The sequence below is a fragment of the Mesorhizobium sp. WSM4989 genome (assembly GCF_029625795.1).
In the GTDB taxonomy this organism is placed as follows: Bacteria; Pseudomonadota; Alphaproteobacteria; order Rhizobiales; family Rhizobiaceae; genus Mesorhizobium.
Genome location: NZ_JARTVN010000002.1, coordinates 1257790 through 1283948, shown reverse-complemented (window position 1 = coordinate 1283948; position 26159 = coordinate 1257790). Strand labels below are relative to the sequence as shown.

The 26159-nt window shown below is 64.1% G+C and carries 25 protein-coding genes, 1 pseudogene and 1 riboswitch; of the genes and pseudogenes, 11 read left to right on the top strand and 15 right to left on the bottom strand.

The features are described 5' to 3' along the window. Positions 1–138: 138 nt before the first annotated feature. From P9217_RS18870 to P9217_RS18850, 5 genes are all read left to right on the top strand, one after another. Complete coding sequence (locus P9217_RS18870) at positions 139–726, top strand: XRE family transcriptional regulator (RefSeq protein ID WP_278087710.1); 588 nt, start codon at positions 139–141, stop codon at positions 724–726. A 101-nt stretch (positions 727–827) separates the two neighbouring features. Further along, entirely contained in the window at positions 828–3281 is a 2454-nt protein-coding gene (locus P9217_RS18865) for an FAD-dependent oxidoreductase (protein ID WP_278087711.1), read from the top strand. Beyond that, on the top strand, positions 3278–4177 hold the full coding sequence (locus tag P9217_RS18860; RefSeq protein WP_278087712.1) for a homocysteine S-methyltransferase family protein: 900 nt from the start codon (positions 3278–3280) through the stop codon (positions 4175–4177). The genes P9217_RS18865 and P9217_RS18860 overlap by 4 nt, the downstream gene beginning before the upstream one ends. Beyond that, complete coding sequence (locus P9217_RS18855; RefSeq protein ID WP_278087713.1) at positions 4177–5358, top strand: pyridoxal phosphate-dependent aminotransferase; 1182 nt, start codon at positions 4177–4179, stop codon at positions 5356–5358. Before P9217_RS18860 ends, P9217_RS18855 begins: the two co-directional genes overlap by 1 nt. Beyond that, positions 5355–7802 carry an FAD-dependent oxidoreductase gene (locus tag P9217_RS18850; RefSeq protein ID WP_278087714.1) on the top strand — a complete coding sequence of 816 codons (2448 nt, stop codon included), beginning with the start codon at positions 5355–5357 and terminating at the stop codon, positions 7800–7802. The genes P9217_RS18855 and P9217_RS18850 overlap by 4 nt, the downstream gene beginning before the upstream one ends. Before the next feature lie 139 nt (positions 7803–7941). Here the strand turns inward: P9217_RS18850 and P9217_RS18845 are convergent, their stop codons facing one another. The 7 genes from P9217_RS18845 to P9217_RS18815 all read right to left on the bottom strand — a co-directional run bounded on the left by P9217_RS18845 (position 7942) and on the right by P9217_RS18815 (position 14625). Further along, on the bottom strand, positions 7942–8529 hold the full coding sequence (locus tag P9217_RS18845; RefSeq protein ID WP_067329249.1) for an NAD(P)H-dependent oxidoreductase: 588 nt from the start codon (positions 8527–8529) through the stop codon (positions 7942–7944). Continuing rightward, a complete protein-coding gene (locus P9217_RS18840; RefSeq protein ID WP_067329247.1) occupies positions 8529–9110 on the bottom strand; it encodes an NAD(P)H-dependent oxidoreductase in 582 nt (193 codons plus the stop codon). Before P9217_RS18840 ends, P9217_RS18845 begins: the two co-directional genes overlap by 1 nt. 127 nt (positions 9111–9237) lie before the next feature. Next, positions 9238–10635 carry an FAD-binding oxidoreductase gene (locus P9217_RS18835; protein WP_095801962.1) on the bottom strand — a complete coding sequence of 466 codons (1398 nt, stop codon included), beginning with the start codon at positions 10633–10635 and terminating at the stop codon, positions 9238–9240. A 2-nt stretch (positions 10636–10637) separates the two neighbouring features. Beyond that, positions 10638–11936: a cytosine deaminase gene (locus P9217_RS18830; RefSeq protein WP_278087872.1), complete on the bottom strand. Its 1299-nt coding sequence runs from the start codon at positions 11934–11936 to the stop codon at positions 10638–10640. A gap of 12 nt (positions 11937–11948) precedes the next feature. Next, positions 11949–12800 (bottom strand): ABC transporter permease, encoded by an 852-nt coding sequence (locus tag P9217_RS18825; protein ID WP_127239510.1) that lies wholly within the window; start codon positions 12798–12800, stop codon positions 11949–11951. After that, positions 12787–13605, bottom strand: a complete 819-nt coding sequence (locus P9217_RS18820) for an ABC transporter ATP-binding protein (protein WP_127323701.1) — start codon at positions 13603–13605, stop codon at positions 12787–12789. Before P9217_RS18820 ends, P9217_RS18825 begins: the two co-directional genes overlap by 14 nt. A gap of 15 nt (positions 13606–13620) precedes the next feature. Then, positions 13621–14625: an ABC transporter substrate-binding protein gene (locus P9217_RS18815; protein ID WP_278087715.1), complete on the bottom strand. Its 1005-nt coding sequence runs from the start codon at positions 14623–14625 to the stop codon at positions 13621–13623. A gap of 254 nt (positions 14626–14879) precedes the next feature. Here P9217_RS18815 and P9217_RS18810 point away from each other — a divergent pair, with 254 nt between their 5' ends. Both P9217_RS18810 and P9217_RS18805 read left to right on the top strand, forming a co-directional pair. Continuing rightward, complete coding sequence (locus tag P9217_RS18810; protein ID WP_067329236.1) at positions 14880–15263, top strand: RidA family protein; 384 nt, start codon at positions 14880–14882, stop codon at positions 15261–15263. Between the two features lie 66 nt (positions 15264–15329). Further along, on the top strand, positions 15330–16127 hold the full coding sequence (locus tag P9217_RS18805; protein ID WP_095801965.1) for a creatininase family protein: 798 nt from the start codon (positions 15330–15332) through the stop codon (positions 16125–16127). Between the two features lie 15 nt (positions 16128–16142). Here the strand turns inward: P9217_RS18805 and P9217_RS18800 are convergent, their stop codons facing one another. Both P9217_RS18800 and cobD read right to left on the bottom strand, forming a co-directional pair. Next, entirely contained in the window at positions 16143–16652 is a 510-nt protein-coding gene (locus P9217_RS18800; protein WP_067329232.1) for a tyrosine phosphatase family protein, read from the bottom strand. A 2-nt stretch (positions 16653–16654) separates the two neighbouring features. Continuing rightward, positions 16655–17704: a threonine-phosphate decarboxylase CobD gene (gene cobD, locus P9217_RS18795; protein ID WP_095801966.1), complete on the bottom strand. Its 1050-nt coding sequence runs from the start codon at positions 17702–17704 to the stop codon at positions 16655–16657. On the opposite strand from cobD, the gene cbiB reads away from it, so the two are divergent. Then, positions 17703–18692 (top strand): adenosylcobinamide-phosphate synthase CbiB, encoded by a 990-nt coding sequence (gene cbiB, locus P9217_RS18790; protein ID WP_095801967.1) that lies wholly within the window; start codon positions 17703–17705, stop codon positions 18690–18692. The two genes, cobD and cbiB, sit on opposite strands and share 2 nt — an antisense overlap. Positions 18693–18698: 6 nt before the next feature. Here cbiB and cobO read toward each other — a convergent pair whose 3' ends face one another. From cobO to P9217_RS18765, 5 genes are all read right to left on the bottom strand, one after another. After that, on the bottom strand, positions 18699–19328 hold the full coding sequence (gene cobO, locus P9217_RS18785; protein ID WP_095825696.1) for a cob(I)yrinic acid a,c-diamide adenosyltransferase: 630 nt from the start codon (positions 19326–19328) through the stop codon (positions 18699–18701). A gap of 1 nt (position 19329) precedes the next feature. After that, positions 19330–19851, bottom strand: coding sequence for a bifunctional adenosylcobinamide kinase/adenosylcobinamide-phosphate guanylyltransferase (cobU, locus tag P9217_RS18780; RefSeq protein ID WP_095801969.1), 522 nt, complete (start codon positions 19849–19851; stop codon positions 19330–19332). Beyond that, entirely contained in the window at positions 19844–20641 is a 798-nt protein-coding gene (locus P9217_RS18775; RefSeq protein WP_067329223.1) for a CbtA family protein, read from the bottom strand. Before P9217_RS18775 ends, cobU begins: the two co-directional genes overlap by 8 nt. Positions 20642–20656: 15 nt before the next feature. Further along, the gene (locus P9217_RS18770; protein ID WP_066999556.1) at positions 20657–20836 is read right to left on the bottom strand and encodes a CbtB domain-containing protein; all 180 of its coding nucleotides are present in this window, start codon (positions 20834–20836) and stop codon (positions 20657–20659) included. Between the two features lie 36 nt (positions 20837–20872). Beyond that, positions 20873–21071: riboswitch (cobalamin riboswitch) on the bottom strand. 70 nt (positions 21072–21141) lie between these two features. After that, positions 21142–21828, bottom strand: coding sequence for a gamma-glutamylcyclotransferase (locus P9217_RS18765; RefSeq protein WP_095825697.1), 687 nt, complete (start codon positions 21826–21828; stop codon positions 21142–21144). Positions 21829–21969: 141 nt separating this feature from the next. Between P9217_RS18765 and P9217_RS18760 the strand changes: the two genes are divergently transcribed. Further along, positions 21970–23169, top strand: coding sequence for an aromatic ring-hydroxylating dioxygenase subunit alpha (locus tag P9217_RS18760; RefSeq protein ID WP_278087716.1), 1200 nt, complete (start codon positions 21970–21972; stop codon positions 23167–23169). On the opposite strand, the pseudogene P9217_RS30435 reads toward P9217_RS18760, so the two are convergent. Next, positions 23138–24328, bottom strand: a pseudogene (locus P9217_RS30435) (MFS transporter). The gene P9217_RS18760 and the pseudogene P9217_RS30435 sit on opposite strands and share 32 nt — an antisense overlap. Before the next feature lie 226 nt (positions 24329–24554). On the opposite strand from P9217_RS30435, the gene P9217_RS18740 reads away from it, so the two are divergent. Then, a complete protein-coding gene (locus P9217_RS18740; RefSeq protein WP_127245730.1) occupies positions 24555–25556 on the top strand; it encodes a DUF1624 domain-containing protein in 1002 nt (333 codons plus the stop codon). Next, positions 25553–26032 (top strand): isoprenylcysteine carboxylmethyltransferase family protein, encoded by a 480-nt coding sequence (locus tag P9217_RS18735; RefSeq protein ID WP_067329213.1) that lies wholly within the window; start codon positions 25553–25555, stop codon positions 26030–26032. Before P9217_RS18740 ends, P9217_RS18735 begins: the two co-directional genes overlap by 4 nt. Positions 26033–26159 lie beyond the last annotated feature (127 nt).

Here is a 26159-nt window from a genome sequence, read left to right as displayed (position 1 = left end):
ACTCGCGATTCGATGGCGAGGCTTTGCATCAACCGCCAAAATGGCGCAAGCAAATCTTGCGTTGCATGAAAATTCACTTGATTTTTTCATGCACTTGCTTTCTCATGAAATTTGAGCAGATTTTTTCACGAGGAGCGGGTGACCTTGACCGCCATCAGATCGGAGCAGGACAATGGCGAGCGGCTGCTGGCCGGCGACATTCGTGCGCTGCGCAAGGCCCGCGGGTTGACGCTTGCCGAGATTGCTCTGAAGCTCGACCGCTCGGTAGGCTGGGTCAGCCAGGTCGAGCGCGGCTTGTCGATCCCTTCGCTTGGTGACCTGCGGGCCTTCGCCGAACTCTTCGGCGTGCCGCTCAGCCTGTTCTTCAGCCATGACGTGCCTGCCGAAGAGGAGCGCGGCGTGGTTGTGCGCGCCGGCAGCCGCCGCTCGCTTGGCACAAGCGAATCGGGCCTCGTGGAGGAGCTTCTGTCGCCCGATCTTGGCGGTAGCTTCGAGATGCTGCGCTCGGTCTTCGCGCCGGGCGCGGAATTGAAGACCGAAGCGCGCCGCCCGACCGAGGAAGCGGGCTACGTCGCGTCGGGCACTTTCGAGCTCGAGATCGGCGGCGTCTGGCATCGGCTCAGCGAAGGCGACTCGTTCCGCTTCGAAGGCAAGCCGTTCCGCTGGCGCAATCCTGGCGCCGAGCCGGCGATCGTCATCTGGGTGGTTTCGCCACCGGTGTACTGAACCAATGCATGCCGCCCAAAACTGTGCCGCGGTTTTTGGGGCCTGCGTGAAACAAAGAATCAAAAGCGCGTCCTGACGCGCTTTGGACGTTGGAGGAGAACATGGCCGGTTTGCCGACCACGGCACGCGTGGTGATCATCGGAGGCGGTGTCGTTGGCGCCTCCTCACTTTACCACCTTTGCAAGGCGGGCTGGACCGACTGCGTGCTCTTGGAAAAGAACGAGCTGACCTCCGGCTCGACTTGGCACGCGGCCGGCAACGTGCCGACCTTCTCGTCGTCCTGGTCGCTGATGAACATGCAGCGCTATTCTACCGAGCTCTACCGGGGCCTCGCCGACGCGGTCGACTATCCGATGAACTACCATGTCACCGGCTCGTTGCGGCTCGCCCACACCAAGGAGCGCATGCAGGAGTTCCAGCGCGCCAAAGGCATGGGCCGCTATCAAGGCATGGACATCGACCTCGTCGGCCTCGACGAGATCAAGCGCCGTTACCCCTTCATCGAGACGCATGAGCTGAAAGGCGCGCTCTACGACCCGAGCGACGGCGACATCGATCCCGCGCAATTGACGCAGGCGCTTGCCAAGGGTGCGCGCGACATGGGCGCGAAAATCATCCGCTTCTGCCCGGTCACCGGCGTTCGCCGCGAAAACGGCGAATGGGTGGTGGCGACGCCGCAGGGCGAGATCCGCTGCGAGATCGTGATCAATGCCGCCGGCTATCGCGCCGCCGAAGTTGGAAAAATGTTCGGCCGCGAAGTGCCGATGATGGTGATGAGCCATCAATATATCCTGTTCGAGGAAATCCCCGAGCTGGCCGCATGGACCAAGGAACAGGGCAAGAAACTGCCGTTGCTGCGCGACGTCGACACCTCCTACTACCTGCGCCAGGAAAAGACCGGCATGAATCTCGGTCCCTATGAGCGCAATTGCCGCGCGCATTGGGTCGGCCACAACGATCCGATGCCGGAGGATTTTTCCTTCCAGCTTTTCCCGGACGATCTCGACCGTCTCGAGCATTACCTTGCCGACGCCGTAGCCCGTGTGCCGATCCTCGGCACCGCAGGCCTTTCCAAGGTGATCAACGGGCCGATCCCTTACGCGCCGGACGGCAATCCGCTGATCGGTCCGATGCCCGGCGTGCCGAATGCTTTCGAGGCCTGCGTCTTCACCTTCGGCATTGCGCAAGGTGGCGGCGCCGGCAAGGTGCTGGCCGAATGGGTGACCGAGGGCCAGACCGAATGGGACATGTGGTCCTGCGATCCGCGCCGCTTCACCGCCTTTGCTTCGGCACCCGACTATTGCGTTGCCAAGGGCATGGAGATCTACGGCAACGAATACGCCATCCAGTTCCCGCGCCACGCCTGGCCGGCCGGCCGCGACCGCAAGCACTCGCCGCTGCATGAGCGCGTCAAAGCGCGGGGTGGCCAGTTCGACGCTTATAACGGCTGGGAGCGCGCCACCTGGTACGCGCAACCGGGCGACGACATTTCGGAAGAATCAACGCTGACTTTCCGCCGCGACGGGCCATGGCAGCAGCGCGTTCGCGAGGAATGCCTGGCTGTGCGCGACGCAGCCGGCATCCTCGATTTGCCCGGCTTCTCGCGCTTCAATCTCGAAGGTGAAGGCGCCGCCGAGTGGCTGGCCCTGCAGGTCACCGGCCTCGTGCCGAAGGCCGGCCGCATCGGCCTGGTTTATTTCGCCGACGATAAGGGCCGCATCGTTACCGAAATGTCGGTCGTGCGCCATGGCGAGGACCAGATGACGCTAATCACCGCGGCCGTCGCGCAGTGGCATGACTTCGAATGGTTGAAGTCGCGCATGCCGGCCGATGCGGCCTTCAGGCTGACCGATCGCACGGAGGAATACTCAACCCAGATTCTCGCCGGCCCGAACTCGCGCGCTATCCTTGCTGACGTCGGCGACGCCGATCTCTCCCTGCCTTGGCTGACGCATCAGGAGACGGCCATCGCCGGCCGCTGGGCGAAGCTGGTGCGCGTCTCCTTCGCCGGCGAGCTCGGTTGGGAGATCCACACCAAGGTCGCGGACACGGCCACTGTCTTCGACGCGGTTTGGGCCGCCGGCCAGAGGCATGGCCTAAAGCCCTTCGGCATGTACGCGCTGGATTCGCTTCGGCTGGAAAAAGGCTACCGCACCTGGAAAGGCGACCTCTCGACCGACTATTCGATCCTGCAGGGCGGGCTCGAACGCTTCGTCAAATGGGACAAGCCCGACTTCCGCGGCAAGGCGGCGCTGCTCAACGAAAGGCAGCAGGGCGTGAAGAAGCGCTTCGTCACGCTGGTCGTAGAAAACCCCAGCGATTGCGACGCGCCCTATATGTCGACGCTCTGGCATGACGGCAAGATTGTCGGCGAGACGACGTCGGGCGGCTGGGGCCATCGCGTCGATAAGTCGATCGCGCTCGGCATGCTGCGTTCCGACCTGACGGAGCCCGGCACGGCGGTCGAGGTCGAAATCTTCGGCGACCGTTTCAAGGCGGTGGTGCAGAAGGACGAGCCGTTGTGGGATCCGAAGAACGAAAGGTTGAGAGCATGACATCCGTCATTCTTACCGATGGCGGCATGGGCCAGGAGCTGGTCCGTCGCAGTCAGTCCGAACCGACGCCTTTGTGGTCGGCCAGAGTGCTGATCGACGAACCGGAACTGGTGCGCGACCTGCATGCGGCATTCATCCGTGCCGGCGCCCGCGTCATCACCATCAACACCTATTCGGCCACGCCCGAGCGCCTGGCGCGCGAGGGCGCGGAAGAGCTGTTTAAGCCTCTGCAGAAGCGCGGCATCGAGCTCGCCCGGCAGGCGCGCGACGAAGCGGGTGAAGCCGCCATCGCCGGCTGCCTCTCGCCTCTGTTCGGCAGCTACGCGCCGGCGCTGACCATCTCCTTCGAGGAGACGCTCGGCATCTACCGCCGCATCGTCGCCGAACAGGCAGAAGGCGTCGATTTGTTCCTGTGCGAGACCATGGCTTCCGCCGACGAGGCCCGCGCGGCGGTCACCGCGGCATGCGAGAGCGGCAAGCCGGTCTGGGTATCCTGGACTCTCGCCGACCACGGCACGCCCCGCCTGCGCAGCGGCGAGAGCATTGCCGCCGCGGCTAGCGCCCTCGGCGATCTGCCGGTGGCGGCACGGCTGCTCAACTGCTGCCGGCCCGAAGCCATTGCCGCCGCATTGCCGGAACTGCTGGCCCTCGGCGGTCCGGTTGGCGCCTATGCCAATGGCTTCACCTCGGTCGAGGCGCTCAAGCACGGCGGCACGGTCGACGTGCTGCACGCGCGCCATGATCTCGATCCGCACGCCTATGCCGACCAGGCGATGGGCTGGGTCGAGACTGGCGCCAGCATTGTAGGCGGCTGTTGCGAAGTCGGGCCGGCGCACATCGCTGCGCTACGCGACCGGCTCATTGAGGCCGGCCATCACATCTCGGGAGCAGCCTGATGCCAAAACCATCAAAGCGCATTACCGGCATCGTGCCATCGGGCAAGGATGGCTGGGAAGTCCACTTCGCCGCCTGGACCCGCAGGGCAGCCGGCGAGGACATCATCGTGCTCTCGGTCGGCGACCATGATTTCGACACGCCGCCGCAAACGATCGAGGCCTGCGTCAACGCCGTCCGCGGCAGCAACCACCACTACACGCCGCTTCCCGGGCTGCCGCGCCTGCGCAAGGCGATGGCGGCTGCCTCCACCGCCTGCACCGGCGTCCTGACGGAGCCCGACGAGGTCATCGCCACGGCCGGCGGTCAGGGCGCACTCTATGCCGCCGTGCAGGGCGTGCTCGACCCCGGCGATCACGCGATCGTCGTCGCGCCTTACTATGCCACCTACCCCAACACCTTCAGCGCCGCCGGCGCCAGCTTCACCGTGGTCGAGACGCCGGCCGAGGACGGTTTTCAGCCGCGCGCCGACAGGATCCGCGCGGCGCTCAGGCCCAACACGCGCGCCATCCTGATCAACACCCCGAACAACCCGACAGGCGCAGTCTATTCGCGCGAACGGCTCGAGCAATTGGCCGAAATCTGCAAGGAGCACGATCTCTGGCTGCTGTCCGACGAGGTCTACTGGACGCTTGGCGGCGGCGAGCACATCTCGCCGCGCTCGCTGCCCGGCATGTCCGAGCGCACGCTGGTCATCAATTCCATGTCGAAAAGCCACGGCATGACCGGCTGGCGCATGGGCTGGCTCACCGGCCCGAAGGCGATGATTGCGCTGATGACCGATCTCAACCTGGTGACCACCTACGGCCTGCCGGCCTTCATCTCGATCGCTTGCGCCGAGGCGCTTGAAAACCACTACGGCGTGGACGAAATAGCCGAGCGTTACGCCGGGCGCCGCGCCGTGTTCCTCGACGCCATTCGCGGCGCAAATGAAGTCACCGTGCGCGGCTCCGAAGGCGGCATGTATGTCATGGTCGACATATCGGCCATCGAGCCCGACGACGAGAAATTCGCCTGGGCGCTGCTCGACAAGGAGAAGATCGGCGTCATGCCTGGCTCGAGCTTCGGCGAGGCCGCCGCCGGCCACATCCGCATCAGCCTCTGCCAGCCTGAACCTGTCCTTCAGGAAGCAGCGCTTCGCGTGCGCCGCTTCGCTTCCGACTACCGCCGCGAGGCCGCATGACCAAAACCATTCCAACCAAAGCTCGCGCGGTCATTATCGGCGGCGGCGTCTCCGGCTGCTCGGTCGCCTATCATCTGGCCAAGCTCGGCTGGACCGACATCGTGCTGCTTGAGCGCAAGCAGCTCACCTGCGGCACGACCTGGCACGCCGCCGGCCTGATCGGCCAGTTGCGCGCCTCGCAGAACATGACCCGGCTGGCGAAATACTCGGCCGACCTCTACGTCAAGCTCGAGGCGGAGACCGACGTCGGCACCGGCATGCGCCAGGTCGGCTCGATCACCGTGGCGCTGACCGAGGAACGCAAGCATGAAATTTATAGGCAGGCCTCGCTAGCCCGCGCCTTCGATGTCGACGTGCGCGAGATTTCGCCAACCGAAGTCAAGGAGCTGTACCCGCATCTCAACGTCTCCGATGTGGTCGGCGCGGTGCATTTGCCTCTCGACGGCCAGTGCGACCCCGCCAATATCGCCATGGCGCTGGCCAAGGGCGCGCGGCAACGCGGAGCGACGGTTATCGAAAACGTGAAGGTCACCAAGGTCCACACCAGGAACGGCGGCGTCTCCGGTGTCTCCTGGGCTCAGGGCGAGGACCAGGGCACGATCGAGACCGACATCGTCGTCAACTGCGCCGGTATGTGGGCGCGCGAGCTCGGCCGGCAGAACGGCGTCACCATCCCGCTGCACGCGTGCGAGCATTTCTACCTCGTCACCGAGCCCATCCCCGGCCTCACCCGCCTGCCGGTGCTGCGCGTGCCGGACGAGTGCGCCTACTACAAGGAAGACGCCGGCAAGATGATGCTCGGCGCCTTCGAGCCGGTGGCGAAACCCTGGGGCATGGACGGCATCCGCGAGGATTTCTGCTTCGACCAGTTGCCCGAGGACATGGACCATTTCGAGCCGATCCTCGAAATGGGCGTCAACCGTATGCCGATGCTGGGCACGGCCGGCATCCACACCTTCTTCAACGGCCCCGAGAGTTTTACTCCCGACGACCGCTACTATCTCGGCGAGGCGCCGGAACTCTCCGGCTACTGGATGGCGACCGGCTACAATTCGATCGGCATCGTTTCCTCCGGCGGCGCCGGCATGGCCCTGGCGCAGTGGATCAATGACGGCGAGGCGCCTTTCGACCTCTGGGAGGTCGACATCCGCCGCGCCCAGCCCTTCCAGAAGAACCGTCGCTACCTCAAGGAACGCGTCTCCGAAACGCTCGGCCTGCTCTACGCCGATCATTTCCCCTATCGCCAGATGGCTACCTCGCGCGGCGTGCGCCGCTCCCCCTTGCATGAGCACTTGAAGGCGCGCGGCGCCATCTTCGGCGAGGTGGCCGGCTGGGAGCGCGCCAACTGGTTTGCCCGCGAAAGACAGGAGCGCGAATACCGCTATTCCTGGAAGCGGCAGAACTGGTTCGACAACCAGCGCGAGGAACACCTCGCCGTGCGCAACGGCGTCGGCCTGTTCGACATGACCTCGTTCGGCAAGGTCCGCGTCGAGGGCCGCGACGCCTGTGCCTTCCTGCAGCGGCTCTGCGCCAACGACATGGACGTGGAACCGGGCAAGATCGTCTACACGCAGATGCTCAACGCCAAAGGAGGCATCGAGAGCGACCTCACCGTGACGCGGCTCTCGGAGACGGCCTATTTCCTCGTCGTGCCGGGAGCCACCTTGCAGCGCGATCTCGCCTGGCTGAGGCGGCACGTCGCCGACGAATTCGTCGTCATTACCGATGTAACCGCTGCCGAAGCGGTCATCTGCCTGATGGGCCCCGATTCGCGGAAACTGATCCAGAAGGTGAGCCCCAACGATTTTTCCAACCAGGCCAATCCGTTCGGCACCTTCCAGGAGATCGAGATCGGCATGGGGTTGGCCCGTGCCCATCGGGTTACCTATGTCGGCGAGCTCGGCTGGGAACTCTATGTCTCGACCGATCAGGCCGCCCATGTCTTCGAGGCGATCATTGAAGCCGGCGCCGATGTCGGGCTGAAGCTCTGCGGCCTGCATACTCTGGATTCCTGCCGCATCGAAAAGGCCTTCCGCCATTTCGGCCACGACATCACCGACGAGGACCATGTGCTGGAGGCAGGCCTTGGCTTCGCGGTGAAGACGGCCAAGAGCGACTTCATCGGCCGTGACGCGGTGCTCAGGAAGAAGGAAGCCGGGTTGAGCCGCAGGCTGGTGCAGTTCCGCCTCAAGGACCCGCAGCCGCTGTTATTCCACAACGAAGCAATCCTGCGCGACGGCATGATCGTCGGTCCGATCACCTCGGGCAATTACGGCCACCATCTCGGCGGCGCGATCGGGCTCGGCTACGTGCCCTGCGAGGGCGAGAGCGAGGCTGATGTGCTGGGCTCATCCTACGAGGTCGAGATCGCAGGCGAGCGTTTCGCCGCGGAAGCCTCGTTGAGGCCAATGTACGACCCGAAGGCTGAACGGGTGCGGATGTAGCGCAGTGTTCCCTTCTCCCCGTTCAACGGGGAGAAGGTGCCCGAAGGGCGGATGAGGGGCAGCGCCACACCTTTGCGACGCCGCCCCTCATCTGCTGCCGCCGTCTTCTCCTCATTTAACAGGGAGAAGAGAGCTATCCTCAAAAGCTTTCCAGCCTCGCCCTTACCTTCGCCAGAAACGCCGTCCGGCTCTTCGGCGTTGAGGAATCCATCAGGTAGTGCGCCAGGAAGAATGTCTTGCAGCGGGGGGCGCAGATGGCGCGCATGCCGCGCAGGATCGTCTTGCGGCCGGGCTGGCCGACAACGACGCTCCACCACGTCGGCGCGCCACAGGTGGTGATGACGCCGACCTTGGTCACATGGGTCATCAGCGATTGGATCCGGCCTCTGCCGCGCGGCAGCTTGAAGGCGATGTCGGTCGCCCACACGCGATCGAACCAGCCCTTCAGCATCGCCGGCAATCCGTACCACCAGGTGGGGTAGATGAAGAGGATCGCCTCGGCCCATTGCAGATGCTCGAAATGCGGCCTGAGCTCGGGATCCTCAGGCGCGCGCTCGTTGTAGGAGCGCCGCTCTTCGCAGCTCATCACCGGATTGAACTTCTCGGCATAGAGATCGAGCAGCCGCACGTCCCAGCCTCGTCGCGTCAGCACCTCTATCGCCATGTCGCGGATCGCGGCGCAATAGCTCTCCGGCACCGGATGGCAATAGACCACCAGCACGCGCATCAGAATTGATCCATGCTGGCGGCTACCTTCGCCATGAAGGCCTTGCGCGTCTGATCCGTCGAAAGGTTCATCGAATAGTGTGCGAGGTAAGAGACGGAGGCGCCTGGCTTGATGGTGGCCCGCAGCGTGCGCTTCACCATTTTGCGCGGCGGATCGCCCATCAGCATGGCGCGAAAACGACTGCCGCCGTAGGTGGTGATGGCCGCGAGCTTGCGGATGTTGTGCAGCGTCGGCCGAACCTTGCCGTCGACCAGCTTGAACGATACGCCGGGCAGGAAGACGCGGTCGAAGAAGCCCTTCAGGATAGCTGGATAGCCGTAATTCCAGACCGGAAACGACAGCACCAACGCTTCCGCCTTCTGAAGCCTTGCGATGTAACCGGCGACCGCCTCGTTCGGCCCGCGCTGATCGTGGTAGCCGAGCCGCTCTGCGCGCGTCATCCGCGGATCGAAATCCTCGGCATAGAGGTCGCAGTCGTCGATCGTGTGGCCCGCCGCGCCGAGCCGCTCGACGATCGTCCGATGCAGTCCGGCGTTGAAGCTGGTCTCCACCGGATGTGCGTAGAGCACGAGGATGTTCACGGGAGTGGATCCCGCAGGTCAGCTCGACAAACCCCTGTTGTCCCATGCCACATCTCCTCCCTTGTGCGGGAGATGTCGCCAAAGGCGACAGGCCAGAGGAGGGTGCAGCGCCGGGCGCTCATCGCGATCACCTCGCCTTTTGCAGCCCCTTGAACAGGAACGGCTTGCCGGAGCGATAGTCATAGCCCGGATTCTCCCAGGCAATCATCTTGCCGGGGTTGAGCAATCCTTGCGGGTCGGTCTCGCGCTTGAAGGCAAGCTGAACCTCGTCAGTCTGCTTCATGCCGCCCTCTTCCAGCGTGTAGCGATGGGGGTTGAAGATCCAGCAGCCATTGTCCTCGTGGATACGGATGATCTCGTCGAGCCTTTCTTCCGTGGTGAAACGGACCAGCGGCAGCCCGGCGGCGCCGATCGCGCCGTCGAAGCGGATGAATTCGAGATGCGCCGGCACCTCGTCGCCGAAGCGGTCGACCATCGCCTTGACGTGCGCGAGATGGTCCGGCGACGGATAGCGCGCCTGCAGATAGGTGATCGTCGGATCGACTCTTATGGCGCGCAGCGTCGTGTGATTCCAGGTCAGCTCGTAGGCCGGCGGCAATCCCTTGAGGTCGGTCTCCTGGTCGGCCCGGAAGACGATTTCGCCTTTGCTGGCCCGGACGAACGCGAGGAACCCATCCATCGCGTGCGGCGCGATCATGCACACCACGATGCTCTGCTCGCGCCGGAAGAACTTCTGGTGTCGCTTGAAATAATCGTAAGGAATGGGTGCCGCGATCGGCGTGATCAGCTTCGCCAATATGCCGTCCTGCTCGGCGAGGTCGTTGCCGAAGCCCGCTGCACCCATGAAATCGTCGAAGCCGACGATGACATCGACCCAATCGTAGGACGCCGTCAGCGGCATCTCAACCTCGGTGATGATGCCGTTGGTGCCATAGGCATGCATCACCTTGAGCACGTCCTCGCCCGAGAGGTCCATGACGCGCGGCTCCGCCTCCATCGTCACGGTCCGCAGCCGGATGACATTGCCGAGATCGCGCAATCCGCCCCAGCGGATCGAGCCGACGCCGCCAGAGCCGCCTGCGACGAAGCCGCCGATGGAGGCGGTGTTGTAGGTGGAGGGCGACATGCGCAGTTCCTGCGCGGAATGCGCCCGCGCGGCGCGATCGATGTCGGCCAGAACCGCTCCGGGCCCGGTCACCACGCGGCCCGGCGCGATCGCCTTGACTTCGTTCATCTCGGCGAGGTTGAGCACCACGCCGCCCGACAGCGGCATCGCCTGTCCGTAATTGCCGGTGCCGCTGCCGCGCGGTGTGACTGGAACGCCGTGCCGGTGGCAGGCGGCCAAAATGCGGATCACCTCGTCCTCGTTCTTTGGCGTAACGATCAGGTCGCCGGTGACGTGGTCGAGCTGTTGTTTGAGGACGGGGCTGTACCAGTAGAAGTCGCGGCTCTTCTGCTGGACGATGGCCGGATGGTCGTCGATCTTGAGGCCTTCGAGATCGCGCTTCAGCGCTGCGATATCCATCATCACACCATCAATTCGTCGAGTTCAGCATAGTCGGGCAGCCGGCGCTCGATCGCCCTGCCCTCGCGCACCACGATGCGATCCGATTCGGGCCGCGACAGCAATTCGGTCCAGCTGCGTCCCTTGAAGACGATGAAGTCGGCGCTACCGCCGGCGGCGAGAGTGCCGACACCTTCCAGCCGCATCACCTCGGCCGGCGTCGCCGCTATCGCTTTCGGCCAGTCACCGACAGGGTGATCGAAATGCAGGATGCGTGTCGCCATGCGATAGACCTCCAGCATATCGAGGTCGCCATAGCCGTAGAACGGGTCGCGCGTGTTGTCGGAAGCGACAGCCACTTTGATGCCGCGTGCCTTGATCTCGTGCAGCAGCGTCACGCCGCGCCAGCGGGGCGTCGTGCCGTTGTTGCGCCGGTCCTGCAGATAGAGGTTGCACATTGGCAGCGACACGACCGCCAGTCCGGCCTTCGCCACCTTGTCCAGCGTGTCGAGAACTTCGAGGTCGGGCTGGCGCGCCAGCGAGCAGCAATGCCCGATCAGGATATTGCCCCCAAAACCGTTCCACAGCGAAGCCTCGGCGATCTTCTTCAGCGAGACGGCCGCGACATCGTCGGTCTCGTCGGCATGGAAATCGAGGTCGAGCCCATGCTTGATGGCTTCAGCGAACACCTTGTCGAGCAGTTCCTCGAGGTCGGGCACCATGTAAGTGACAACGCCGAGCACGCCCTTGGCCGCGGCGACGCGTTTTGCCAGACGCTCGAACCAGGCCTTGTCGCGCACGCCTTCGATGCCAAGCAGACAGGCGGCCTGCAGCTCGATCCGGCCTCGCCATTTTTCCCGCATCGTCTCGAACACCGGCCAGGAAATTTCCTCCTGCGGCGCCACGCTGTCGAGATGCGTGCGCAAGGCCCTGGTACCGTGCGCGTAAGCTGAGCGCAGCGAGAAATCCATGCGCCTCGCCACGTCCTCCGCGCTCCAGCGAGCGGTGCGATCGGCGCCAGTTGCGTTGAGCGCGCCTATGAAGGTGCCGTCGGGATTTGGCTTGCGCGGCCAGATATGGCCCTTGTCGATATGCGTATGGCAGTCGACGAAGCAGGGCAGCACGATGCGGCCGCCAAGGTCGATTGCGTCGAATGGCGGCTCGGCTTTGCCGTGCGCAATGATGCTAGCAATCTTGCCGTCGGCGACGGCAATGTCGGCGAGCGCAAAACCATCGGCATCGAAGCTTGCGGCAAGACCGGGCGTCAGCGATTGATGAACGCGGACGTTGGCGAGTTGGTAACGACCAGAGGCTGGGATCAACATTCAGGCACCCTAGCGCTCCTGCTTCAGCGCGCTCTCGTGCCAGCGGCGCAGGATGAGATGCGACACCAGCGACAGCACGAGGAAGATCAGGATGCCGGTGAGCGAGATCAGGATCAGCGCCGCGAACAGCCTGGGAGCATTGAGCCGGTAGCCCGCCTCGATGATGCGCGAGGCAAGCCCGGACGATTGCCCCTGCGCGCCGGCGACGAACTCGGCCACCACGGCGCCGATCAGCGACAGGCCGCCGGCGATCTTCAGCCCACCGAGGAAATAGGGCATCGCCGCCGGCAGGCGCAGATAGCGCAATTGCTGCCAGCGGGTCGCGCCGTTGAGCTTGAACAAATCGCGCAGGTTGCGGTCGACCGAGTTCAGCCCGAGCGTGGTGTTGGAGAGGATCGGGAAGAAGGCGACGATCCAGGCACAGAGCAGGAGTTTGGTCGTCTGGTTGTTGATGTAGATGTTGATCAGCGGGAAGATCGCCACGATCGGCGTCACCTGCAGCACGATGGCGAAGGGGAAGAACGACATCTCCACCCATTTCGACTGCGCGAACAGCACCGCCAGCCCGACGCCGCCGATGACGGCAAGCAGCAGGCTGAGGAAGGTGATCCTGAGCGTCACCAGCAGCGAAGAGAACAACAGCCCGGCATCGTCATGCAGCGTCTGCAGGACCACGCCCGGGCGCGGCAGGATGTATTGCGGGATCCCGTTCCAGACGCAGATGCGATCCCACAGCCAGATCGCAAGCACCATGATCGCCAGCGGCAGTACCCATTTGCCGATCCGCTCCAGCCGCTCCTGGCGGACGCGGCGCGCCTCTTCCGGGTCGAGCTTCAGGGCATTGTTTTCAATGGCCGTCATGATGAGGTCCGGCGGTTGAGTTGATGGCATTGACCAGCACGTCCGAGGCCTGCCGGCAGAGCGCCGCATAGTCGGGCGAAGTCCGGAATGCCTCGTCGCGCGGGTAAGGCGCTTCGATTGCAAGCTCGCCGTGGACGCGGCCCGGTCGTGCCGCCATGACGACGACACGGCTGGAGAGGAACACGCTTTCGAAGACGCTGTGGGTGACGAAGACGACGGTAAACCGCTCGTCCTGCCAAAGCTCGAGAAGATCGTTGTTGAGCTTGAAGCGGGTAATCTCGTCGAGCGCCGCGAAGGGCTCGTCCATCAGAAGAATGCGCGGCTTGGTCACCATAGCCCGTGCGATCGAGACACGCATCTTCATGCCGCCGGAAAGCTCGCGCGGCACGGCATTCTCGAAACCGGTGAGGTGCACGCGCGACAGCATTTCCATCACCGCGGGCTTGGCCTCCGCGCGCGATACGCCTTTCAGCCTGAGCGGCAGCCAGACATTGTCGAAGACGCTGGCCCATGGCAGCAGCGTCGGCTCCTGGAAGACGAAGCCGATATTCGAGCGGTCGATCGAGCCGCGCCAGTCGAGCTGACCGGAGGTCGGCGTCGACAGGCCGGCGATCAACCTGAGCGCCGTCGACTTGCCGCAGCCCGAGGGCCCGAGCAGGCTTAGGAAATCGCCTTCGCGGATCGTCAGGTCGACCTTGCTCAGCGCCGTGACGCCGTTGGAAAAGACCTTGCCGACATTGCGTAAGGAAAGCAGCATCGGGCTCTCACCCGATGCCGTTGCCTGCGCCACTTTCTCCTGGATCATCTCAGGCAGGCCGCCTTACTTCTTCAGCTCCCGCCCGACCCCCTTGTTGATGAAGGCGAGCGTATAGGCCTTCTTGATGTCGATGCCCGGCTGCGCGACCTTGGCCTTGACCATCTTGTCGTAGAAGCTCTGGATGCGCGCTTCGGTCATGCCGCCGATACCGAGCTTTTCCGTATCGCCGGAATCGACAATGCCGAACTTCTTCAGCTGTTCGATCGAGAAGGCGATCTGCTCATCCGTCATGTCCGGATTGTCCTTCTTGATCATCTCGTTGGCGGCCTTGTTGTCGCCGTAGAGGTAGTTGTACCAGCCCTTGGCCGAGCCATCGACGAAGCACTGCACCACCTCCGGCCGCTTGTCGATGGTGTCCTGCATCACTTCGATGGTCGTGGCATAAGTATCCCAGCCATTGTCGGCGAGCAGGAACTGGTTCGGCACGAAGCCGCCCTGTTTCTGCACCGCGTAGGGCTCCGACGTGACATAGCCCTGCTGGATCGACTTCTTGTTGGCGTTGAAGGGCGCCGGATTGAAGGTGTATGGCACGCGCTTGGCGGCATCGAAGCCGAGATCGGTCACCATCCACTGGAAGAAGGTCTGTGCGCCCTCGTCGCCGAGGATATACTGGTCGGCGTTCTTCAGGTCCTCCCACTTGTCCAGCCCTTCGCCCGGATGGGACATGATGACCTGCGGGTCCTTCTGGAAGTCGGCGGCGACGACGCGCATCGGAATCCCCTGCTGCACGGCGTCGAAGGCCGAGAGCAGGTTGCCGCCCATGTAGAAATCGATCTTGCCGGCCAGCAGCATCGGCCGGCCGCTGACCTGCGGGCCGCCCTGCATGATGGTGACGTCGAGGCCGCAGGCGGCGTAGGTTCCGTCGGCGATCGCCTGGTAGTAGCCGCCATGTTCCGGCTCGGCCAGCCAGTTGGTGCCAAAGGTGACCTTCTCGTTGGCCGCAGCGCCCAGCGTGCTGGCAGCAAGCAGCGCGATCGCACCCGCCAGGATTTTTTCTTTTCCGTACATAAACATCACCCTCTCTTGGCTCCGGCGCGCTGCGCGCTGGGCTCCACTCCATTGGTTCAAGAAGCAAGACACATGCCACCGCCTTGGGCCGCCTGCTTGCGCGGCAGTCATTGCCGAGACCGGACGGGTCATGCTGTACAAATGGCATCGTGCCCATTTTTTGGACGCCTGTCCATAATCGCCCGGGCGGCATGCACCGCATCTTGAAGCTTTCATGAATCCGGCCTTAGTCTGCCTGCCGACAGGAGAATGCCATGCTCAATTATCTCGCCCCCAAGTCGATCAAGCCGCCCTTTGCCCGTTATAGCCATGGCGTTGAAATTCCAGCGGGAAAGCGCCTTGTGCTATGTTCGGGTCAGTTGGGCATCGCGCCGGATGACGCCGTCCCGGAGGATGCCGGCGCGCAGACCGAGCTTTGCTTCAAGAATATTGCCGCAATCTTAAGCGAAGCCGGGCTGACGCTGAACGATGTCGTGCGCATCAACGCCTTCGTCACCGATCGCGCGCATCTGCAGGCCTATATGGACGTTCGCAATCGCCTGTTTTCCGATCCGGCGCCCGCTTCGACGCTGATGATCGTTTCAGGTTTTGCCCGCCCGGAATTCAAGGTTGAGGTGGAGGTTCTGGCAGCAGGCTAGCTGTTGCCCGGAATGCCCAGGCGCTTTAGACCTTCGGGCCGAACAGCAGACCATCGGGAGACGACAGTGACGACAAGACGTGTGTGGTGGGGCGACTATCGGACGACCGAATACGCCTCGATCGACGCGGAAGCGACGATTGCCGTTCTGCCGGTGGCCGCGGTCGAGCAGCATGGCCCTCACCTTCCCGTCTCGACCGACACCTCGATCATGATGGGCATGCTGGAGACGGTGATTGCGCGCCTGCCCGAGGACATCGACATCCGCCTCCTGCCGGTGCAGGCGGTGGGCAAGTCGAACGAGCATCTGCATGCGCCGGGAACGCTCACCTTGCCGGCCACCACCCTGGTCGACGCCTGGACGGAGCTTGGCCTCTCGGTCGCCCGCGCCGGGGTCAGAAAGTTGATCGTCGTCAACTCGCATGGCGGCAACGAGGAGATCATGGGCATTGTCACGCGCGAATTGCGCGTGCGCGCAAAGATGCTGGCGGTGAAGACGAGCTGGCAGCGCTTCGGCCGTCCCTCCGGCATGTATACCGAGCTCGAGGACCGTCACGGCATCCATGGCGGCGATGTCGAGACCTCGCTGATGCTGCATTTCCGGCCAGATCTCGTCGATATGGGCAAGGCCGACAATTTCGTCTCCAATGTCGGTCGCGCCGAAAAGGAATTCGCCCTGCTGCGGCACACCGGAACGCACGCCTTCGCCTGGATCGCCAGCGACCTCAATCCGAACGGCGTGGTCGGCGACGCCAGCATCGCCACCGCCGAAAAAGGCCGGCTCACGGCCGAGCATCAGGCCGATGGCTTCATCAGCCTGGCCAGGGATGTGCGTAAGGCGAGGCTTGCCGACTGGCTGGCGTAGCGGAACAGTGCGAGCTCAATCTCTAATGCTGAGTTCGAACGGAATCCCTTCAAATGCATCTGCACCGCGCCCGATTGCTTCGACCGCCGCGATCATCCGGCCTTCTCGCCCAAGCAACATATCCGCAACGGCAATCAGCCTTGGATTGGGCGTCGCTGACGGCGAGAGAAAGCGCAGCGTCTTCGCCAGCTCCGCCTCGTCGCGTTTGGGCGCCAGTGCCGCCGCGATAATATAGGCCGATGCCGTCGAGCGGCTGATACCGGCATAGCAGTGCACGACCATCGGTTTGGCCCTGTCCCAGCGATAGGCGAAGTCGAGCAGCGCGCGCACATGCTCCTCGCCCGGCATGGTCATGCCTTCCTGCGCGGCGACGATGTCGTGCATGACGAGATGCAGATGGTTTTCGGCCAGTATCGAGGCCGGACGGATCATCCCGGTGCCGTCGGCGAGCAGCGACAGCAAGCGCTCCGCGCCGGTTCTCGCAACGGTCTCCTCCACCTTCGACAGCGAACAGACATGGATCATCGTCAGCACTCCTTCGGCGCATAGTCGCGCCGCGAGGCCCACGCTGCAAGCGCGCTCTCGAGCCGCTGCCACTCCTCTTCGCTGCCGGGCAGACCGACGCGCAAGGCGTGCGGACGATCGGCAAAATGGCGGACCAAGATACCGCGTTCGCCAAGAGCGGAGAACAGGGAGGCAGCATCGGAGAACGACAAATAGCGGAACAAACTGGTGCCGCCGGCGACCGCGATACCGAATCGGCTGAGCAGCGCGTCGAGGCGCTTGGCATCGGCTGCCAGGCCCTGTCGCATGTCATCCTGCCACCCGGCATTCGCCAATGCGCGGATTCCGTATTCAAGTGCAGGACCGGCGACAGCCCATGGCCCAAGCTGCGCCTCCAGCCGCTCGGCTGTCAGTTGGTCGGCCAGCGCGAAACCAAGCCTGACGCCGGCAAGGCCGAAGAATTTGCCGAAGGAGCGCAGAACCACCATACCACCCTGGCCCACATCGCCGGCAAGGCTGTGTTGGACCGGGCCGACATCCATGAAGGCTTCGTCGACCACCAGCAGGCCGCCCTTCGCGCGAAGCCGCGCAGCAAGGCCGACCAGGCGGTGCCTTTCGATCACTCGCCCATCCGGATTGTTCGGGTTGACCAGCACGGCAAGGTCAGCGTCCGCCAAGGCGTCGAAGTCGCCCACCTCCACAATCGCATGGCCTGCAATCGCGGCCGCCCTGGCGTGTTCGGCATAGGTTGGACCCAGCACCAGTGCCTTGCCGGGCCTCACCAGCGAAGCGACCCGCGGCAACAGGATCTGCGTGCCGGGCGCGGCCACGACATGCGCCGCCGACCGCGCGCCATACGCCTTGGCCGCAATTTCGGCCAATTCGCGCAGTCGTCCTGGCTCGGGCAATCGTGACAGGGCGGTGGCGGGCAGATCGAAAAGCGGATAGGAGTGCGGATTGATACCTGTCGAGAGGTCAAGGAAAGGCTGTGGCGCATGAGGAAAGAGCGCGCTTGCCCGGCCAAGGCTGCCGCCGTGATCAACCGCTGCAACCGCTCCGCTTAGAAGCTTCATGTCGATACTGATCGCTTTCCTGTCACTCGCCATCGAACGTGCCCTTGGCTACCCGGACTGGCTGTTTAACGCCATCGGTCATCCGGTAACCTGGATCGGCAGGCTGATATCCTTTCTCGATCGCAGGCTCAACCGCGCCACCGATTCCGACGAATTGCGTCGCCGCCGCGGCCTCCAGGCGCTTCTGGTCGTCCTGCTGGTGCCGGCGGCCATAGGCCTGGCGCTGCATGTCCTGCTCTGGCTGATCTTTCCGTCCGGCCTGGTCATCGCGGCCATTCTCAGCTCCTCGCTTCTGTCGCAGAAGAGCCTCGCCGAGCATGTCGAGGATGTCGCCGATGCGCTGGAGACCGGCGGCCTCACGCTCGGCCGCATCGCCGTTTCGCGCATCGTCGGCCGCGATCCGGACAAGCTCGACAGGGCGGGCGTTGCCCGAGCCGCGATCGAAAGCCTGGCAGAGAATTTCTCCGATGGCGTCGTCGCGCCTGCCATATGGACCGGTGTCGGTGGTTTGGCCGGGGGTGCTGCCTACAAGGCCGCCAACACCGCCGATTCCATGATCGGCCACCGCACGCCGAAATACGAGGCCTTCGGCCGGGCGGCCGCTCGCTTCGACGACCTGGTCAACCTGCCGGCATCGCGGCTCACCGGCCTGCTGATTGTGCTGGCGGCCTTCATCGTCAAGGGCGCCGACCCCCGCAACGCCTGGCAGGTCATGCGGCGTGACGCGAAGAAGCACCGTTCGCCCAATGCCGGCTGGCCGGAAGCCGCCATGGCCGGCGCGCTGGGGCTCGCCCTGGCCGGACCGCGCAGTTATGGCGGCGAGGTCGTCGAGGATGCCTTCATGGGCGAAGGCGGCAGGCGCGAGGCCGAAAGCACCGACATAAGGCAGGCGCTGGAACTCTATCGCGTCGCCGACGGGCTGCTGATCGGCCTGTTCGCGATTTTGTCGGCGACGGTGATCTATCTGACCATTTTGATCGGCGGCTAAGGCGCCTCAGAACTCGATCCCCTGCTGCGCCTTCACGCCGGCCGCGAAATGGTGCTTGGTCAGCCCCATCTCGGTGACGAGATCGGCCGCCTCGACCAGCAGCGGCTTGGCGTTGCGGCCGGTGACGACGACATGCAGGCCCTCGCGGCGCGCCTTCAGCGCCGCGACCACCTTTTCCAGCTCGAGATAATCGTAGCGCAGAGCGATGTTGAGCTCGTCGAGGACGACGAGGCTGATCGAAGGGTCGGCAATCAGCTCGAGCGCCTTCGCCCAGGCAGCCTCGGCGGCGGCTATGTCGCGCTTCAGGTCCTGCGTCTCCCAGGTGAAGCCCTCGCCCATCGCGTGCCAGACGACGCGATCGCCGAAGGCGGCGAAGGCATCCTTCTCGCCCGTGTGCCATTTGCCCTTGATGAACTGGACGACGCCGACGCGCTTGCCGTAGCCAAGCATCCTCAGCGCCAGGCCGAACGCAGCCGTGGTCTTGCCCTTGCCCGGCCCCGTATTGACGATCAGCAGTCCCTTCTCGATCGTCTTGCCGGCCACCTCGGCATCCTGCACCGCCTTGCGCTTGGCCATCTTGGCTCGATGGCGTTCGGCATCCTTGTAGTCGATGATCGTGTCTTTGATCTCGCCCATGTCACTTCGCCTTGAGCGGCAGCCCCGCCACCATCATCAGCACGCTGTCGGCGACAGCCGCGACCTGCTGGTTGAGCCGCCCGGCGGCGTCGCGGAACCGGCGCGCCAGCGCATTGTCCGGCACGATGCCGAGCCCGACTTCGTTAGACACCACAAACCACGGTCCGCGCGGCTGCGAAAGCACATCCGAGAGCCGCCGGCACTCGGCCTCGATATCGTGGTCCGCCAGCATATGATTGCTCAGCCACAATGTCAGGCAATCGATAAGCACCGGCTGGTGATCGGGCAAGGCGTCGATCGCGCCGACCAGGTCGAGCGGCGCATCGACGGTGACCCAGCCTTTGCCGCGGCGCGAGCGATGCAGCGCGATGCGCTCGCGCATCTCCTCGTCATAGGCCTGCGCGGTGGCGATATAGGCCCAAGGCGACGGGCTTGCCGCCACCAGGCACTCGGCATGCGCGCTCTTGCCGGAGCGCGCACCGCCGATGATGAAGGTCAGATGGCCCTCCGCGCGATCAGGCAAAGCTGTCGCGCAGGCTGGTCGACGTACCGGTGAAGCGGCCGCGCACCACACCGACGGCCGCACCGAGCACCAGCCAGAAGACCAGATCGGTGAGGGTCACCGCCACCACGAACTGATGGTGCAGCCCCTCGGGAATCGCCGTCTCGAAGCTGACGGGCTGCGGCGCGCCGACTACGTGCGGAGCGACGATCAGCACGACCGCCAGAATTGCCAAGGGCAGCGACTTGCGAAAGGCGATCAATCCAAGGCCGACCGCGGTTGCGGCCACCGTCGAAATCCACCAGATCTGGCGCGGCAGAAGTTCCGCCGCCGGCATGGCCGGCAGTTCCGGCGGCAGGCCGAGGCCGGGCGCGAGCGTGAAAACCGCAAAACCGGCAAGGCCCCAGAACACGCCCTGGCGCCAGCTGCCGATGCCACCGGCGAATTCCGAGACCGCGACCAGGATCAGCGCGAAGCCGATGCCGGTGACGATGTTTGCGACAACGTTGAAGGCGAAGCGCTCGAAGCCGTCGGCCGGAGCCCAGCCCTCGTCCTCGGTCGGAGCCGCCGCTTCCGTCGACGCAGGAGCGGCGCTGCTCATCGCATTGCCCGCCGGTTCGGCCGAGCTCATGGCAGTGCCAGTTCCAGTGTTGGCGGCATGGTCGTGGTGATGACCGCCGCCCGCCTTTTCATAGACTTCCGCTTTGAGGATCAGCGGCACGGTCGCATAGGCCTGCATGCAGGCAAGCGCGATGCCCGCCACGAGCCCTGCGATCGCCGCGACGAACACGACGTTGCGAAACAGATTCATGATATCGGGCCTTCGTCAGTGGCAGGGAAAAGCCATCGAGTGACGATAGTCGTGGGCAGCGTTGTGGACCGCATCGATGTGCGAGAAGCCGACGAAACCGACGACGAAAATGCCGAGCAGCGCGGCGAGAGCCAGCTGCATGATGCGCGACTGCGAGGAGACGGAGGCGCCGAGGGCGACGGAAGCGGTATTCATGTCTTGTCCTTTCGCCCTCCACCCGAGGGCATCGAAGTCAACTTTCCTGTCGCCGGCAGGTCTCCTGGCTCGCGGATTCGCACCCTTCCCCACCTTCCCGAGGACAAACCTCAGTGGTCTATGGAGAGGACTACCGCACACAGTTGCGGGGGCAGCCACGGCTTAGGGCAAAGACTCCACCCTCACCGCATTCCCTCTTGGCTCCAAAAACGGAACCGACGACGCCAGCGACTATAGGCAGAATCGTCGCGACCGGCAAACCAAATTCCGTCACGCCGCAGCGTGATTGCGGCACCGGTTTCGAACTAAGATCCGGCGATCCGCTCGGCGACGAGCTTCTGCAATCGCCACAAATGGCGGTCGTGAATACCGCGCTGTTCGAGGTTCTTCACCGTGTTGTAGAGATAGTCGGCGCCTGAACCCCAGTGGCCGCACGAGGTCGCCAGCCTTTCGACCACCTCGTCTTCGTTGAGTGGGCCGGCATAGGTCGTGCCTTTGCGATTGATGACGAAGGCAAGCGCTCTCAACGGCCCCTTGTCGGTTGCGAGTTGCAGCAGGCGCGGCCGGTAGCTGGTCGGCTTCAGCGTCATCTCGCGGCGAAAAAGCCTGTCCAGCGCCTGCCGGCGGTCACCACCGTTCAGGCGGAAAGCAACGCCCTTGCATTGGCCGCCACGATCCAGCGCCATCATCAGCCCGGGGCTTTGCTTGGTGCCGCGCCAGCGCGTCATCTTCATGCAGAAGGAGCGATGCCAGCCGCGAGCCACGGCGACGCGCTCCTCAAAATGCTCGATTTCCGGTTTCCAGATCAGCGAGCCGTAGCCGAACAGCCAGAGAGGCTCGGTTGCAGGTAGCTCGGCCTCGAATGCATCCAGCATGGCTTCATAGTCGCTGTCCACGAGATGCTCGGCATCCGGGTCGGGCCCCGGGTCATCGACCGCGCGAAAACAGCGGGCGACCAGTTCCACGGTCAGCGACATCGTTCTTGCAGGCATACTTTGCAATCCTGGGCAGCCGGCGAAACCGCAGGCGATTACGAAGTGACCTTAAGGGCAGCACCCGGAAGCGACAATGGCCGCGCAATTGACAACGGTCCTGCCCGGGTGTCGGCTGTCATCAGCCAAGGGGAGCCGCTCATGCAGCCAAATCCTAGCGAACACAGCCGCTACAATGGCCTCACCAGCCTCGAGCCGACGTTGCCTGCAAGCGCCTATCGGGAAGCCGACGCTTACCGGCTCGATCTCGAAGCGATCTGGTATCGGAGCTGGCTCATGGTTTGCCGCGAAGCCGATCTCGCGGAACCTCTTGCCTTTCGAACCGCGCGTATCGGCTCGCAGCAGGTCGTCGTGCTGCGCGACGAGACCGGGAGCTTGCGCGCCTTCCACAACACCTGCCGGCATCGCGGCTCGCAGCTCTGCCTGGAAAGCGAAGGGCGGCTGAAGGCAAGGCTGCTCACCTGCCCCTACCACGCCTGGTCCTATTCGCTGCGCGGCGATCTCGTCCGTGTCCCATCGAAATCGCTGCCCGAAGGCTTCGACAAGGAAAATTATCCGCTCTACCGGGTGGCGCTGTCAGTTTGGCGCGGCTTCGTCTTCATCAATCTCGCAGAGGATCCCGATGGCTCGGCGGAAGCCTCCTTCGACTCCGCCTCCCGCGATCTTTCGAACTGGCCGCTGGAGACGCTCGTCCCCGGGCACCGGTTCACCAAGGTGATGAACTGCAACTGGAAAATCTTCTGGGAGAACTTCAACGAATGCCTGCATTGCCCGGGCGTGCACAAGGACCTGTCGCGGCTGGTGCCGATCTATGGCCGCGGCCTGATGGCGAGGCATGACGATCCGGAATGGGCGCGCTATGCGGATAATGATGCGCCGGAGTTTTCCGGCGGCCTACGCGCCGGCGCCGAGACCTGGTCGCGCGACGGACGCGTCCATGGGCCGGTCTTTGCCGGGCTGACGCCGGCCGAGCGAGCCGCCGGCCAGACCTACGCTACCTCGCTGCCCTCGATGTTCGTCGTCGGCCATGTCGACTATGTCCGCACGGTGCGTCTCGCCCCGCTCGGGCCGGAGCAGACGGAACTCACCGCCGAATGGCTGTTCGCGCCCGATGCCCTGGCACAAACCGATATCGACAACATCGTCGCCTTCGGCACCCAGGTGCTGGAGGAGGACGCCGCGATCTGCGAGATCAACCAGAAGGGCATGCACTCGATCCGCCACCAGGCCGGCGTGCTGATGCCCGAGGAGTACGATTTGCGCCGCTTCCACGAGTGGGTGCGTGGGCGCCATGCCGCGTTGCAGCCGGTCAAAACGACTTCGGCAGATAGCGCCAGGTGAAGAAGCCACAGAAGGCGGCCAACAGGCCGAGCGTGACGAACACCGAGCCGAGACCGAAGAAGGAGAGCACCACCGAATAGACCAGCGGCGGCGTCAGCTCGGAGAAATCGAGATAGGTTCGGTAGACAGCCGCCATCTGCGCTCGTTCATAGGAACGCACTGAGCCCATGAAGGCTGTCGAGCCCAGCGCGTCGAGCGCAATGGTGAACAAGGCGCCGCCGAGCAGGAAGGCGGCGGTGAGCAGCGGCGTCGGCGCCGCCGGCCACGAAGAGCATCGCCGCCATGGCGAAATAGGCGAAAGCCATGGTCCGACGGCCGCCGAAGCGCTTTCCCGCCCTGCCCCAGAAGATCGCCATGAACAGAAGCGCATTGCCGGCCGAAACCAGCAGCCCGCCGGCAAGCTTGCCCTCGCCCGTGATCACCATGAACAGCGGGCCATAGACGAAGAAGGTCGTCCAGAACACGAGCGCCCGAAGGCGATCAGCCACGCGAGGCGCAACCGCGGCTGCGCGACGAAGCGGCCGATATTGGCGAGCGGGTTGATCGGACGGCTCTTGCCGGGACGGATCGAAGGGTTGTCGCCCAGCCGATAGGTCCAGAACAACGCCAGCAGCGCCAGCGCGAAAGCCACGACCGCGCCGTTTGCGGCATAAATCCCGAAGCGCGTATAGAGGAAAATGCCGAGCGTCGGCCCGCCGGTCCAGGCGAACATCGACCAAGCCATGCGCAGCGATTCCGCCTGCATGAAGTCGGTCTTGCGGATATGGTCCATGATGTAGAGGTTAAGCGTGATGGACAGCGCGCTCGCCCCCATGACACGGCACAGCATCCCGGCGAGTTGTCCCGGCAGCGTGTGGGTGACGAAGAACACCGAGCCGATCGCCAGCATCAGGCAGCCGGCCGTGTAGACCCAGCGCCGCGCGAAGCGGCGGATCAGCATCGGCATGAACAGCGTCACCGACAGCCCGAGCAGCGACACGATGGTGTAGAGGATCGAGACGATCTGCTCGTTGTGCAGGATTTCGTAGGCCTGGATCGGGATGACGCTGGAGATGGTGGCGCGAGCAAAGGATTCGACCGCATAGAGCGAAGCGAAGGTGCGCGCATCGGCGGGCCTGAGAGCCGGAAGCCAGATCGGATGGCGCACATGGGTGGACATCGGCCCTCCGAAAAGTGAATCGCTCGCCAAATCTGGCCGGACCAATCGCGGACCGGTAGCAGGAAACCGACTCCGAGAGGCCGAAAAGCGAAGCCGGCCAGAGGCTTTCCGCCGCTGGCCTAAAGCGGCTTGCCATGCCGCCTGAATGGCAGCAGCCGATCCACCCTCTGTTGTTCGCCCGAACCGTGATAGTCGTTTGGCACGACTGAATCGGATTGCGAGATCAATGACCCTTCAGACGACCGGCGTCGCCGTTCAAGACGCGCCGAAACACGGCCGCATCGTCGCCATCGACGTCCTGCGCGGCATCGCGCTGATCGCGATGGCGAGCTATCATTTCACCTGGGATCTCGAAAACTTCGGCTACACCTCGCCGGGCCTCACCGCCTTTGGTTGGTGGAAGCTCTACGCCCGCTGCATCGCCTCGACTTTTCTGTTCCTGGTCGGTGTCAGCCTTTTCCTCGCACATGGCCGCCATATCCGCTGGCCTGCCTTCTGGAAGCGCTTTGCAATGGTTGCGATTGCGGCGATCGCCATCTCGGTCGTCACCTATATCGCCACGCCGGACGGCTTCATCTTCTTCGGCATCCTGCACGAGATCGCGCTGGCAAGCCTGCTCGGCCTGGCTTTTCTCAGGCTGCCGACATTGCTGACGGCGATCGTCGCCGCGGCCGTGATTGCGGCGCCCTATTATCTGCGGTCGGAAGTCTTCGACCATCCGGCGCTGTGGTGGGTCGGACTGTCGCCGACCAACCCGCGCTCGAACGACTATGTGCCGCTGTTTCCATGGTTCGGCGCAGTGCTTGCCGGCATCGCGGTCGTCAAGCTCGCTTCGGCATCCGGGCTTCTCGCCCGGCTGGCGACCTGGATGCCCGGCCGCTGGTCGACCCCGCTGACTTTTATCGGCCGGCACAGCCTCGCCTTCTATCTCATCCACCAGCCGCTTCTGTTCGGCGCGGTGTGGCTGTTCTCGCAGGCCATGCCGGCCGCGCCACAAGACAAGGACGCTGGTTTCCTGTCGGCTTGCCAGGCGCAGTGCGAACAGCAACGGGACAGCAAGTTCTGTTCCAGCTATTGTGGCTGCATGCTGGACACGCTGAAGGGCGAAGGGTCTCTCGACAAGCTCTACAGCAACGACCAGTCCAGCGCCTGGAAATCGCATCTGGCCGATCTGGCGAGCACTTGTACCGCCGCGACCGAGGACGAGATGGAAGGAGGGCAGCAATGACAGGCATCGCAAAGCCCGGACACGGGATCATCCCCTGGCCACCTGTGATCTATGTCGTGGCGATCGCACTGAGCGTCGTGCTCGGCATGCTCTACCCGCTGCCCTGGATCGGGGACATATTCGGCGCTATCCTCGTCGGCGCCGGCTGGGTAGCGCTCTTTGGCGTGGCAGCGCTCTGGGTTACCGCGATCCGCGCGATGGTGCGCGCCAGGACGACGCTCAATCCCAATGCCGAGCCCGACCATCTGGTGACATCGGGGCCCTTCGGCATCACCCGAAACCCAATGTATCTCGCCAATACGCTGCTGTTGATCGGCGTCTCCTTCATCACCGGTATCGTATGGTTCCTGCTGTTTGCCTTCCTCGCTGCCTTCGCGACGCAGAAAATGGCGATCGAGAAGGAGGAAAAGATACTGGCGGCAAAGTTCGGCAAGAAATACCGCGATTACGCCAAGCGGGTCCGGCGCTGGATCTGAGGCTGTATCGACAATGAAGGTTGCTGGGTGCGAGCAGGGCCGCACCTCGGCGATTAGCAGAAGCATCCGTGACATCCTAGGGCGAAGCAAGCCGCGACGCCGCTTCGCGGCTGCTCCGCCGTGGGAT